Raw genomic sequence first — 13243 nt, 5'->3', positions numbered from 1 at the left:
TCTGACATTTGACCGAGGCGCCAGCAACCATCATTGTCATCGATGATGACCCGGAAATCCGCGAGGCGCTGGGCAGTCTGCTGCGTTCCGTCGGCTTTGCCGTCAATCTCCTCGCTTCGGTGGGCGACTTCCTCAGGTCTGGGCGACCCAACGGACCGACCTGTCTCGTGCTCGATGTCCGGCTTCCGGGACAAAGCGGTCTTGATTTTCAGCTCGAGCTGTCGCGAGAAAATATTCAGCTACCGATCGTCTTCATCACCGGGCACGGCGACATTCCCATGTCTGTCCAGGCGATGAAAGGGGGCGCGGTCGAGTTCCTGACGAAACCGTTCCGAGACCAGGATTTGCTCGACGCCGTTCACGTCGGCCTGGCGCGCGACCGCGTGTGGCTTGAAAATGAAAAGGCATTGGCGACGGTGCGCGCGCGTTTCGATAGCCTGACCCCGCGGGAGCGCGAGGTGATGGCTTTGGTGGTGACCGGACGGCTCAACAAGCAGATTGCGGGCGATCTAGGCGTGAGCGAGATTACCGTGAAGGTTCACCGCAGTCAGGTCATGCAGAAGATGGGTACCAGATCCCTGCCCGAACTCGCGCGTATGGCTGACAAGCTGATGCTCGTGCCGGGAAAGCCGCAAACGCACTCATAAAGGTCTTTGCGGCGCGTATAGGTCACCCCCTCCTCATTGGTAATCGATCCTTCCGGGTGGCCAATAGCCCCGGGCGGGAGCCCTGCTCTATGGTGCGCGTTCCTTTCCTCCCTCCTCCCAGGCCGGATCGCCACCGATCGGCCCGCCTTGGCCTCCCACCCCGCGGGAGGCTTCTTTTTGGCCTCAGTCCCCGCAAGACACTTTTGACGCCAACACCGACAACGGATCGCAACTGACGGCACGACCGTGCGCGCGGTGGAGTAGCTCAGACCATCGCCCCAGTTATTGTTGGGGCCCAGGATGACTTCGCCGACAAGACTCCCTGAGCAGAAGTTCGATGATGGGTATCGGCGCCGGTATTCCAAGGTATCGCAAAAACGAAACCATAGTATAATTTCCCGTCGTCCCTTCCATCGCTAGGCTCCACTCGTTGCCTCGCGAGACAGGTGGCGAATCCCCCCGTTGCTACCACCAAGCTTCGGCGCTCCTCCATCCGAAGCTCTGCGGGTCCACGACCCGCCCGACCGCCCAGCAGCCGCTGGGCGGTCTTTCGTAGAGGTGGACCACGTATCGAACGGGCGGGTGATGGCCGCTCGTTGTTGGGACGAACAGGCGAGATGTGGTAAGAAGGTGGGGAAGTGGTTGCGGTTCGTCATCTGTGCTCTCTGTGGCCAATTTGATCGGACGGATCTCCGAAACGAAAGTGGCAGTACCAGATGCGACAGGCTGACGAAGTCGTCAGGTAGGCACATCCTCTTTATTCGGCGTCGGTGGAGATTTGCAGTTTGGAGGTTCTTTGGGAGGACGGTGATCGCGTGTTCCGCCGGGAACGGCGCCGGGGTTCCGACGGCAAGTGGAACCAGGTCCTGGTCGTGCTTTCGGCCCTTGAGTACCCGACACCTTCAAGCCTCGGCCGCCTCGAGCATGAATACGGATTGAAGGATGAGCTCGATGGCGCATGGGCGGTGCGACCGCTTGAGTTGGTGCACGAAGGCAGCCGGACCATGCTGGTGCTTGAAGATCCGGGCAGCGCGCCGCTCGCCCGGCGACTCGGAACGGCAATGGAAACCAAGCTTTTCTTGCGCCTCGCGATCGGCATCGCCGCTGCGCTCGGCAAGGCCCACCAGCGCGGCCTCGTCCACAAGGACATCAAACCAGCCAATATTCTGGTAACGGACACGAGCGCCGAGGTGCGGCTCACCGGCTTCGGCATCGCCTCGCGCCTCTCCCGCGAGCGGCAGGCGCCCGAGCCGCCCGAAGTGGTCGCCGGAACGCTTGCCTATATGGCCCCGGAGCAGACCGGGCGCATGAACCGCTCGATCGACTCCCGCAGCGACCTTTATGCACTCGGCGTGACCCTCTACGAAATGCTGACCGGGAGCCTGCCCTTCGCCGCTTCCGACCCGATGGAATGGGTGCATTGCCACATTGCACGGCAGCCGGTGCCGCCCAACGAGCGGGCAGCGAATGTTTCGCCGGCAGTCTCGGCCATCGTCATGAAGCTGCTCGCCAAGACGGCCGAGGAACGATACCAGACGGCAGGCGGCGTCGAGCACGATCTGAGCCACTGTCTCAGCCAATGGGAAATCCAGTGCCGGATTGACGCATTCCCACTCGGCGAACGCGATATCCCGGACCGCCTGCTGGTTCCTGAGAAGCTATACGGGCGGGAACACGAGGTCGAGACCTTGCTCACTGCCTTCGACCGCGTGGTGTTGAGCGGGGCGCCGGAGTTGGTGCTGGTCTCTGGCTATTCCGGCATCGGCAAGTCGGCGGTGGTCAATGAACTTCACAAAGTACTGGTGCCGCCGCGCGGGCTGTTCGCGTCAGGCAAATTCGATCAGTACAAGCAGGACATCCCCTATGCGACCCTGGCGCAGGCCTTTCAGGGCCTGCTCAAGGGGCTCCTCGCGAAGAGCGAGGCCGATTTGGCAACGTGGCGCGAGGCGCTGAGCGAGACGCTGGGACCGAACGGACAGCTGATGGTCGATCTCGTCCCCGAACTGAAGCTCATCATCGGCGACCAGCCGCCGGTCGCTGAACTTCCGCCACAGGACGCGCAACGGCGCTTCCAGCTGATACTCCGGCGGTTCATCAGCGTCTTTGCCCGACCCGAACATCCGCTGGCGCTGTTCCTCGACGATCTCCAATGGCTCGACGCGGCGACGCTCGACCTGCTGGAGGATCTGCTGACCCGGTCGGATCCACAGCAGCTCATGCTGATCGGCGCCTATCGCGACAACGAAGTCACCGCCGCCCATCCGCTGATGCGGAAGCTTGACGCGATCAAGACCGCCGGCGGCAAGGTCGCGGAGATCACGCTTGCGCCGCTTACTAAAGACTATCTCCGGCAGTTGATTGCGGATGCGCTCCACTGTCAGCCCGATCGTGCAGCCCCGCTCGCACAAATGATGCACGAGAAGACCGGCGGCAATCCGTTCTTCGTCCGTCAGTTCCTGTTTTCGCTCGCCGAAGAGGGGATGCTCACCTTCGATCATCACGCGGCATGCTGGTCCTGGGATCTCGAGCGCATTCATGCCAAGGGATACACCGACAACGTCGTGGACCTCATGGTCGGCAAGCTCGCGCGGCTGCCGCCCGATACGCGGGAGGCGTTGCAGCAGTTCGCCTGTCTTGGAAGCATCGCAAATACCAGGATGCTTTCACTCGTGCTCGGGATCCCGGAGGAGCAAGTCCCCGGGGCCCTGTGGCCTGCCGTCGCTCATGAACTGCTCGAGCGTCTGGCAGGCGCCTACCGGTTCGTCCACGATCGCGTTCAGGAATCCGCTTATTCGCTGATCCCGGAGGAGCGACGCGGCAAGTTGCACCTTCGTATAGGGAGACTGCTTGCGGCGAACACTGCGCCGGAGCTGATTGACGATTATGTTTTCGAGATTGTCAGCCAGCTCAATCGCGGAGCCACACTGATCACCTCAACTGAGGAGCGCGAGCAACTGGCCGAATTCAATCTGCTGGCCGGCAAGCGCGCCAAGGCCTCGACGGCATACGCCTCGGCGCTCAACTATTTTGCTGCCGGCACGATACTGCTTTCGGGAGACACCTGGGAGCGCCAGCACCAACTGGCGTTCGCGCTTGAGCTGAACCGAGCCGAGTGCGAGTTCCTCCTTGGCGCGCTGGCGGCCGCGGAGGAGCGGTTAGCAGAGCTTTCCAATTTTGCTGTCTGCTCCGACGACCAGGCCGCTGTCGCCTGCCTGCGCATCGATCTCTATGCTGCGCTCGGTCAGACCAGTCGCTCCGCCGCAGTCGGTCTCGACTACCTGAGGCAGTATCTCGGCATCGACTGGTCGCCGCATCCCCCCGACGAGCAGGTTCGGCGCGAATACGACCGGATCTGGTCGCAACTCGGGAGCCGCGCGATCACTGAGCTCATTGATCTACCGTTGATGAGCGACCCAGCATCCTCCGCGACGCTGGATATTCTCACCCGGCTCGTTGGGGCGGTATGGCATACCGACGCGAACCTGGCATGCATGGCAATCTGCCTGGCCGTGAATCGGAGCCTCGAGCGCGGCAACAGCGACGGCTCCTGCTACCAGTATGTGTCGCTTGGCTATATTGCCGGGCCACGCTTCGGCGACTATGAGGCCGGATACCTCTTCGGTCAGCTAGGCTGCCAACTGGTCGAAAAGCACGACCTGAAGCGCTTTCAGGCCAGGATTTACAAAGACTTCGCGGCTCACGTCATACCGTGGACGAGACATGTCCGAATCGGCCGCGACATGTTGCGGCGAGCGCTTGAAATTGCCGACCAGAGCGGCGACCTCACGTTTGCCGGATACAGCTATGCCAGTTTGAATTCGAACCTGCTGGCGGCGGGAGATCCGCTTCTGGAAGTGCAACGCCAAGCGGAGATTGGCCTCACATTTGCGCAAAAGGTGCGGTTCCAGTTCGTCATAGACCTCGCCAGCGCGCAGCTCGGGCTCGTCCGGACGCTGCGGGGCTTGACCCGGAAATTCGGCTCCTTTGACGACGACGGATTTGACGAACTTGAGACCGAACGCCGGTTTTCCGAAAATCCGAATCTTGCGGAAACCTGCTACTTTGTCAGAAAACTCCAGGCGCGGTTCTTTGCGGGCGACTATGAGGCGGCGGTCGATGCGTCATTGCGAGCGCAGAGGCTACCATGGACATCGGTGTCGCATTTCGAAGAAACGCCGGAACATCATTTCTACGGTGCCTTGGCCCGCGCCGCATGCTGCGACTATGCTGTGGTTGACCAGCGGGCGCGGCATATGGAGGCTCTGGTTGCACACCACCGACAGCTTCAGATCTATGCGAAGAATTGCCCGGAGAACTTCGAAAACCGAGCCGCGCTGGTCGGCGCCGAAATAGCACGCCTTGAAGGCCGCGAAATCGATGCCGTGCGTCTTTACGAACAAGCGATCCGCTCGGCGCGCGCAAACGGCTTCATTCATCATGAAGCCCTCGCATATGAACTCGCCGCCCGCTTTTATGCGCAGGGAGGCTTCGAGGACTTTACTCGTCTCTATCTCCGCAACGCGCGTGGCTGCTATCTGCGCTGGGGCGCCGACGGCAAGGTGCGGCAACTCGACCAACTCTATCCTGACCTAAAAGGGGAAGAACGCGCTCCCGCTCCAACAAGCACCATTGGTGCACCGGTCGAGCAACTCGATCTCGCAACCGTTATCAAAATCTCGCAAGCCGTGTCGGGCGAGATTGTCCTTCAAAAGCTGATCGACACGGTCTTGCGCACCGCCCTTGAGCAGGCGGGCGCCGAGCGCGGCCTGTTGATCCTGCCGCGTGGCGGTGAGTCACGGGTCACGGCGGAGGCCACGACTGGCGGCGAAACGGTCGTGGTGCAGATGCGTGACGAGATCGTGACAGCGATCACGCTGCCGCAATCGCTCCTTCATTATGTCTTGCGCACAAACGAAAGCGTGGTTCTCGACGACGCCTCGGCTCAGAATCCATTTTCCGCGGACCCCTATATTTGTCAGCACCATGCTCGTTCCATTCTCTGTGTGCCGTTGTTCAATCAGGGCCAACTGACCGGGGTACTCTATCTTGAGAACAACCTCGCCCCTCGGGTCTTCGCGCCGGCCCGGATCGCGGTGCTGAAGCTGCTCGCCTCTCAGGCAGCGATCTCACTGGAGAATACCCGGTTGTACCGCGATCTCGCTGAACGCGAAGCCAAGATCCGTCGCCTCGTCAAGGCCAACATCATCGGGATCGTCATCTGGGATATCGAAGGTCGCATTCTTGAGGCCAACGACGCGTTCCTCCGCATGGTGGGATACGACCGAGAGGATCTTGCCTCGGGTCGGCTATGCTGGACGGACCTGACGCCGGTCGAATGGCGCGACCGCGACGCGCGGACCGTCGCAGAGCTGAAGATGATCGGGGCAGTCCAACCGTTCGAGAAAGAGTACTTTCGGAAAGATGGCAGCCGTCTGCCCGTGCTGATCGGCGGCGCACTGTTAGAAGAAAGCAGGAATGAAGGTGTCTCTTTCGTCCTCGATTTGACGGAGCGCCGGCAGGCCGAAGAGGCGTTACGGGAGAGCGAGGAAGCCTTGCGCGAGGCGCAGGCGCAACTGGCCCACGCAAACCGCGTCGCCACAATGGGGCAGCTCACGGCCTCCATCGCCCATGAGGTCAATCAGCCGCTCGCCGCGTCGCTCACCAACGCCCAGGCGGCCTTGCGCTGGCTCGGTAGCCATCCGCCGAATCTGGACGAGGTGGCACAGGCGCTCGCCCGGATCGTCGAGAACGCCAATCGAGCCGGCGACGTCATTGGCCGGATCCGTGCCTTGGTTAAGAAGGAGCCCCCTCGCAAGGCGCAGTTCGACCTCAATGAAGCCATTCGTCACGTGATTGCCTTGACCGGCAGTGAAGTGCTCCGGCAAGGCGTCACGCTGCAGACCGAATTCGCGACGAGCCTCCCGTCCGTGCAAGGAGATCGCGTCCAGCTGCAACAGGTGATCCTAAACCTGATCATGAACGCCATCGAGGCGATGAGCTGCGTTGGTGAGGAAGAGCGCGAGTTGCTGATCAGCACCGAGACAGAGGCCTCGGGAGGCGTGGTCGTCGGCGTGCGCGACTCGGGTCCGGGCCTGGACCAGCAGGCTATGGGCCGTCTTTTTGAGGCCTTTTACACGACCAAATCCAGCGGCATGGGTATGGGCCTGGCGATCTGCAGTTCGATCATCGAGGCTCACGGGGGCCGGATGTGGGCCACCGCTAATGAACCTCGTGGGGCTGTGTTTCGGTTCACCCTGCCTCTCAAACGAGACGAAGCCGCTGGCGCAACGCATGCCGACCAAATGGCAATGTTGGGAAACCAATAGGACCAACAACTGGCTGAAGCTCTCGCAGCCAGTGCAGGTCTCAGCGAGGTGGGAAGGCCGTCGGCCTGGCCCCCTTCTCCATCACGAGACGACTGAGGTGCGGCCGAAGCTGAATTCACCTTCACGACCCGGTCATCGGGCCAATGGGGCGGCAGTAGCGAAAGCAACAAGCGCATCGATCGCGGTGCGAAATCGCGCGACAAGAAACTGGACGACGCGATGGAGAGCATCAACATGTTCGCACCAACTAAAAGGTGCCAGCCACCAAACTCGATGATCCTCAAGTGCGGACCACAAGACCCTTTCCAAGACGCGGATCGCTTGGTTTATGCATGGTCACGGAACTCACTGAAGGGCAAAGTCCTCGAAGTCCTCTACAAGACGGACAAGCCCGAGGGAGTAGCACAAAAGACCGAACCGCGTCCCGGTCACGTACAGGGTAAAGGCAGATCTCCCGGCGTGCAAAGCTTGCCCCCAGGAAGGCGTGATTGTTTCGCGTGGCATGACGGAAAACATCATCAAATGCGCCTCAAAGGCCGTATTCGGCCATGATGAACCATCTGGCGGCATCTGGAGCGGAGAGCCCGGAACCCAGGGCCTAGCTTTCCCATATGCGCTGGGAAACAGCGTCAACGGGACCAGATCGATTTCGATGCGGTTGAGTTCATGTGTCATGGTGTCAATCCTTAGAAGGAACGCGGGGGAACGAACAGGCAAACGGTGCGACCCGTGGGCTCGCCGGCCACCGTGCATTGGTGAAACTGCCGTCCGGACTGTTCTTGATGCAGATCCCGCGGCGTGATGAACTCCCCAGTGAGCTAGTCGCGCGGGCCTTCGTGAACCGCTTGATGGTGGATGTTCGCGGCAATCAAATCCGCTGCAACACGAAAACGGATATGTCCATCCGTTCGGCTGTGCCGCCGTTGGCGTCGCATCATGCGCCGCTGCCGGAGCAGCGATCACGACTGCAAAGCAAATGGCCGCTGGCTTGCCCATGATCCGCACCTAGACTTGAAGCTTTCCCTTCGATCGAGTTCCGCTACGAATAGCGTCTCCGTCTGTCCAGGCGGCCCCACGTCCCGAAGCGCTTCGTAGTTTGCGGCGCGGGAGACTGTACCCTGACCGTAGCAGGACGCTGCTCGACCTGCTATTGATCTGGAGGAATGATCGGGTAGAGAAGAGGGAGGGGATGACTTATACGAGGGTTTAGGAGTCCTTGATCGGAGGCCGGCGAGCCGCGTGATGTCTCCGCTAGATCACCCGCTCCTTCGAGATGAGATGCCGCCACCTGGGATAGACGCATCTGCCGTCTTGAGCGCGCCGGCTAGGAGAACACTGAGCAATGTGTGGATGCTTCATGCTCGAAAACGAATGGCTGAGCCTGGCAAAGCTCCCTGGTAGCCCGCCTGTCTGCTGCGTCCGTATAATTTCCGCATACACAAGTATGATGGCGGATCTATACGCTTTGTTTTAACGTTTGCTCATAAGTGCTGGCTCCGCCAAGCTGCTCATGCTCGCACCGGCGTCGTGGCCAGTTTTCAGGTTCCAAAACCGTTAGGAAGGACGCAGAATGCCGACGGTATCTCCGACTGCGATCACGCCGCCAGACGAGCACGTTGTCACTGCCCGCGAGGCGCTTGAGCCCCTCTACGAAAGACTGGAGCTTCACACCGAGTCCACCTTGCTTTCGGCGGCAATGGAAGCCGGATGGCCCGCCGAGGAGGCAACGAAGGCGGTGGCTGCCCTTAGATTGCAAGACGCCCTCAATATTCTTGGCCGAGCGAATTGAGGTCCAGCATATCGACGCACAGCCCAAACGGCCGAATGAAGTGGTAGGCTTCGCAAAGTTCTAAAGGAATTGAACCAACGAGGGATTATCCAGCTGCACGATCAAAGAGCGCTACGTCAATGGAATCGCCCTCTCACGACGGCTCGGCCGCGACTCGATCGAAACAACGCAGACCTATCAGCATGCCCAATTCGACCTCAAGGAAGCGGCTCACCAAGCTTTAGTCGGATCAATCTGTCAAGCCAATCCGCCCCCGACGACCGCCTGCTCGCTTTCCTGGAGGGGCTGTAAGAACAAGAGCTTAAGTCGAATCGGCCCAGAGCCACAACCGCCCAAACAGCTGCAAGTGTTGCGCAAACGGCCAGTTGCTTCTAACACCATCCGGCAAAACACCAGAGGCTCGCTTGGTTGCCACGGTTTAGCAGATCGACCAAGTTATCGGCCTCCTCGGCGGTGAGCATGTCCATGACAAACCCATCGATGACGGCCGGCTGTCCGATGACCTTATCGAACACCGTCCAATAAATGTTGAGGTTCTTGCAACGGCTATATCTTTGCGCTGCCATCGTGAACTGCCTCCAGGTGCGGTAAAGTTGCCCTAGCGTTATCCCCACTTTCGTCAATTGTGAGCGGCCTGTCGGACATGACTGCCCGACCGCTCTTGGAGATCTGCGAGGCTCGTGACGCTGGTCAGTAGCTCGGCAGAGGAAGAGGGCTCGCATTCAGCGGGTGGTAAAGGAACCCTTGCGCCACAGAGAGTTAGGTGGCCCGTTGCCTTTAAGAAGGCGCTCACAGTAGAGCATTTTTGTACCTGCCAATGAAGAGATGCGTTGGCATCAGGCATGCTATCTACTCGTATAACCCCCCAAGCCGGAAGAACGGTCAGAGTCTGCAGGCAAGCAGAAGATTCTGATCCAAGAATACGTCTCCGAACGGTTGGACGTGATGCCGGCGAAGTCCCGCGTCATCGGCGCGCGCCACCCAAAGTACGCTTTTAAGACTAGGACGGCGTTATCTAGGCGGCTGCTCCAGCTCACCTCATCGAGGGCGGCATTCCGACAGAAGGTCTTTTGGCGCAGATTGCCGTGTCCAAATATGCCGATGGCCTGCGGCTCTAACCCCAGGAAGTCACCTACGCCCATGACAAGGTGGAACTCGACCGCAAGCTGATCGCGCAAAGGATGGGCAAGCTTGGCTTCTAGCTAGGTATCTTGCCGATCATATCCTTGCCGGAATCAAGGGTGCATCGCATACGCTGGCGAGCGGGAGAATGAATGCAACCACGGTTCTCGGCGGGTCAGCCATTGGTGCTCAGCCACCCAGTTCGCGCCGTTCCGTGTGTATCTTACTCATTGCATCCTTGCCACAGCAGCTGCGAACAGAGCCGCGTTGTTGATCGGCCAGCTTCGACTGCTGGGTGCAACTGGCCATCGCCTGATGTTGACAACGTCAACTTTTTTGATTAAAGTAGACGATGCCAACATCTCTCGGGCAATGTCGACGCACATCCATACAAGATGAGCGGGATACGACCGAAACACTGCCACTGCAGATCAGCGCCCACAACCGAGGGTCCTGAGCGGGCCACCATGCCGTGCCACCCGATACTCTCAAAGAAACCACGGGATGTGATGAAACGAGCTGGAAAGAAAACATCGCGGGCGGAACGGAAGGCGCGGCGTCCCCATGAAATACTGGAGGCCGCGTTCGAGGAGTTTGCGGCAAAAGGTTATGCGGCAACGCGAGTTGAAGACATCGCAACTCGACTGCGCGTAACAAAGGGAACGGTCTACCTCTATTTCCCGACCAAGGACGTTCTTTTCCAGGAGATGTTTCGCCACGCGTCGACGTCATCCGCAGACCTGTCGACCGCCATCGGCTGCCTCCGGGGATCCTGCGCGGAGCGGATCCGCGACCTGCTGCTTATCGCTTATGAAAACACGGCCAACGACCGAAAAACGAGAGAACTCCTGCGCTTGTCCGTCGCCGAAGGAGCTCGTCTTCCCGAAATGGTCGATTGCCGTCATGAGCTATTCATCGCACCGACGCTTGCAGCCCTCACGGCATTGGTCAAAGAAGGCGTGAAATCGGGAGAGTTGAGACAAGATACGGCGGCCGACACGCCTGACGTGCTCGCGAGCTCGATTTTTCAGGTTGCCGCCTGGCGTCTGATGTTTGCGGGTCGAAAGCCGATCGACGGCAAGGCGCTTATGGAGTCGCACATTGACCTTGTCATGCACGGACTCGTGCAGCATTCGGGACGAATGGCCTGATTTGGCGAGGTACGTCAGAGCGGACGGAGCAGTGCAGTTTTCGATGCTGGCAAAGGCCGGATACGTCGTGCGACGTCCGGCCTCAACCTCTTTCCCCATGCAGAGCTGAATCTAATTTCCGCTAGGCACGCGATTGTAATCCGAGGGCGGGACTTCGCCCGTGACCAAGATGTTTCCCTGGATCTTATAGACGATCCGTAGATTGGCTGCCGCAGCCTGGAGCCAATTGACCGCATCTTCCGAGGTCCATGCCGTGCCCTCCGGCGGCAGGCTCTCAAACAGGCCGGCAATCAAAGGATTCACAGACTGGGAGCTGGTGTTGCCGCCGCTCTGGTTCGTCCCGCCCTCCCCGCCGCCATTGGACGAGGCCGAGCGGCTCTGATGGGAAGAGGTCGCATATACCTCGCCAGAAGAGCCTAAAGACCTGGCGTGAGACGAACCCGACGACGCCGCGTTAGGAGAGCCCGAAGCACTGCCGTGGGACGAATTCGAGGACGCTGCGCCAGAGGAACCCGCAGCGAATCCAGACTGATCTCCATAGGAAGAATACGTCGTTCCGCCGGTGCTCGAGGAGGCTGCCGCACCGGCGACGACGCCTGCCGCATACCCGCCCAGGACGTAGGCTTCGCGGCGATCGTATCCGCGCCCATAATCTCCACCACCGTACTCTGCGCGGCCGTGATCTCCGCGGCCATATTCTCTGCCGCCATACTCAGCGTGGTCGCGATCGCCGCGGCCATAATATCCACGGCCAAAGTATCCGTTGCCGTTGCCCGAGACCTTGAGATCGCCGGAATTGTTGACGGTGGGGTTGCCTGAGTTCTTTGCAACGATATTGCCGCCGGAGTTCATGAAGGCGCGGTTCCCCTTGATGTTACCGCCCGAGTTCAGCGTGTTGCGGATATTTCCGGACGCGTTGCCCCCTCCGCGGCCGGGTCTCTCCGCCAAGCGCCCCTTTGCGCCACCGACATTTGGCGCACGAATACGACGGTTCACCGGTGGACGGTTCTGCACGCGCATCGGCGGCCGGCCGTGGCGGGCCATCGGCGGACGCGGTGTGCCGCCCATCTCAGGACGTAGCGGCCCTCCCGACGGCAGATGTGGTGGGCCTCCAGACGGCAGGGGCGGCGGACCACCAGGGGGCGGTCCAAACTGACCGAATGCCGCATCCGATGTAATGGCCGTGAAAGCGAGAAAAGCAAAGCAGGTGCGCTTCAGATAGTTCATCACTTGCTTCCTTTCGTTCCCGATGCAACGGCTGGTGTCAGGTCGATCTTTTTCACATCGGCGGGAGGTTCAAAGGTGAATTCGGAGTCGGACAGAGGAGGTTGGGTCTTCCAGCTCGTGAATTCGGCGACGAAGCTTGGTTGGCCCTGCAGCAACGGGTAGGTGACGACCAGACGATGCGGCGTCGCCGCGGAATTCTTCTCGACCCACAGTTCCAGATCGATGCCGGACTTCTGAGAGAAAAACAGATGCCGGCACTCGACGCCGTCGACGGTAGCCGTTCCCACCTGCCAGGCGGCCAAGGCATCGCCCAACAGGACCTTGTCTGGAAAGTCTGCAAAAAGGGCGCCGAGCGGAAAATCGACGTCCAGCTTGGTGGCCACCTCGTTGAGCGCAGATGGTATGTCGCCCGATACCGGGATCGTTGCGTATTTCTTGCTGTCGGGAAAGAAAACCGAGGCCGCCTTGCCGTCGTAGAACAGATCGTGCTTGCCGTCATCGCCGGTAAACTCGACGGCGATCCGGTCGGGACGGCGCACGGTGATTTTCATCGTATGGAAGATGTGCAGCGGTTGTCCTGACTGATCCAAGTAAATGCTGATCGTTCTCGCCGTGATCGTCAGGTCCCTGGCAAGGAGCGTCTTTCCCATCTGCGAAACGGCGGTCGCGGCCTCGTCGCTGATCGCCGGTTTTACCGGCGGGGTCGGCTCATCCGCTTGAGCTGTCGGCAGCGCAGCGAATCCTACGAACATGCCGAGCGCGGCAGTTTGGACGGCATGCCGCATCGCAGTCACTGCATGCACGCCTCCTTCGACAGAGCGGTTCGTGGCCACCGAAGGTCGCCGGGCCTTCGTGAGGGCCCGCCGCAAACCATTACAGACTTCCATGTTCATTTCCTTTGATACTCAAGAACGAGATAGCGCGAGCTCACTGCGGCTCGTCGCGAGTAGAGTTGGTCCGGGGTGCTGGAGCGTTCCTGTC

General features: G+C 60.2%; 8 protein-coding genes and 1 pseudogene. 5 read left to right on the top strand and 4 right to left on the bottom strand.

Translation table 11 applies throughout. The features are described 5' to 3' along the window. The first annotated feature begins 8 nt into the window (after positions 1-8). On the top strand, positions 9-647 hold the full coding sequence (locus G9X67_RS17680; protein WP_171599323.1) for a response regulator transcription factor: 639 nt from the start codon (positions 9-11) through the stop codon (positions 645-647). A 785-nt stretch (positions 648-1432) separates the two neighbouring features. Next, complete coding sequence (locus G9X67_RS17675; RefSeq protein ID WP_171599322.1) at positions 1433-6973, top strand: AAA family ATPase; 5541 nt, start codon at positions 1433-1435, stop codon at positions 6971-6973. 345 nt (positions 6974-7318) lie between these two features. On the opposite strand, the gene G9X67_RS17670 is transcribed toward G9X67_RS17675, so the two are convergent. Then, positions 7319-7648, bottom strand: coding sequence for a hypothetical protein (locus G9X67_RS17670; protein ID WP_245456130.1), 330 nt, complete (start codon positions 7646-7648; stop codon positions 7319-7321). Positions 7649-8543: 895 nt separating this feature from the next. Between G9X67_RS17670 and G9X67_RS17660 the strand changes: the two genes are divergently transcribed. Continuing rightward, a complete protein-coding gene (locus G9X67_RS17660; RefSeq protein ID WP_138328568.1) occupies positions 8544-8762 on the top strand; it encodes a hypothetical protein in 219 nt (72 codons plus the stop codon). Between the two features lie 371 nt (positions 8763-9133). Here the strand turns inward: G9X67_RS17660 and G9X67_RS17655 are convergent, their stop codons facing one another. Then, positions 9134-9328, bottom strand: coding sequence for a hypothetical protein (locus G9X67_RS17655; protein ID WP_138328569.1), 195 nt, complete (start codon positions 9326-9328; stop codon positions 9134-9136). A 283-nt stretch (positions 9329-9611) separates the two neighbouring features. Between G9X67_RS17655 and G9X67_RS17650 the strand changes: the two are divergent. Continuing rightward, positions 9612-9961: pseudogene (locus G9X67_RS17650) on the top strand (transposase); the annotation flags it as partial. Positions 9962-10393: 432 nt separating this feature from the next. After that, complete coding sequence (locus G9X67_RS17645) at positions 10394-11035, top strand: TetR/AcrR family transcriptional regulator (RefSeq protein WP_138328975.1); 642 nt, start codon at positions 10394-10396, stop codon at positions 11033-11035. A gap of 111 nt (positions 11036-11146) precedes the next feature. On the opposite strand, the gene G9X67_RS35040 is transcribed toward G9X67_RS17645, so the two are convergent. Then, positions 11147-12262, bottom strand: a complete 1116-nt coding sequence (locus G9X67_RS35040; RefSeq protein ID WP_246705425.1) for a hypothetical protein — start codon at positions 12260-12262, stop codon at positions 11147-11149. Then, on the bottom strand, positions 12262-13149 hold the full coding sequence (locus G9X67_RS17635) for a DUF2092 domain-containing protein (RefSeq protein WP_171599320.1): 888 nt from the start codon (positions 13147-13149) through the stop codon (positions 12262-12264). Before G9X67_RS17635 ends, G9X67_RS35040 begins: the two co-directional genes overlap by 1 nt. Between the last annotated feature and the right edge of the window lie 94 nt (positions 13150-13243).

Source organism: Rhizobium sp. WYCCWR 11152 (assembly GCF_013087615.1).
Lineage (GTDB): Bacteria > Pseudomonadota > Alphaproteobacteria > Rhizobiales > Rhizobiaceae > Rhizobium > Rhizobium indicum.
The sequence above is the reverse complement of the archived record's forward strand: the minus strand, read 5'-3'. Positions and strand labels throughout refer to the sequence as shown.

What these genes read in the sequence shown, in the direction of transcription:
- G9X67_RS17670 (WP_245456130.1), bottom strand. Translation starts at nt 7,648, where the DNA reads ATGACACATGAACTCAACCGCATCGAAATCGATCTGGTCCCGTTGACG.
- G9X67_RS17660 (WP_138328568.1), top strand. Translation starts at nt 8,544, where the DNA reads ATGCCGACGGTATCTCCGACTGCGATCACGCCGCCAGACGAGCACGTT.
- G9X67_RS17655 (WP_138328569.1), bottom strand. Translation starts at nt 9,328, where the DNA reads ATGGCAGCGCAAAGATATAGCCGTTGCAAGAACCTCAACATTTATTGG.
- G9X67_RS17645 (WP_138328975.1), top strand. Translation starts at nt 10,394, where the DNA reads ATGAAACGAGCTGGAAAGAAAACATCGCGGGCGGAACGGAAGGCGCGG.
- G9X67_RS35040 (WP_246705425.1), bottom strand. Translation starts at nt 12,262, where the DNA reads ATGAACTATCTGAAGCGCACCTGCTTTGCTTTTCTCGCTTTCACGGCC.
- G9X67_RS17635 (WP_171599320.1), bottom strand. Translation starts at nt 13,149, where the DNA reads ATGGAAGTCTGTAATGGTTTGCGGCGGGCCCTCACGAAGGCCCGGCGA.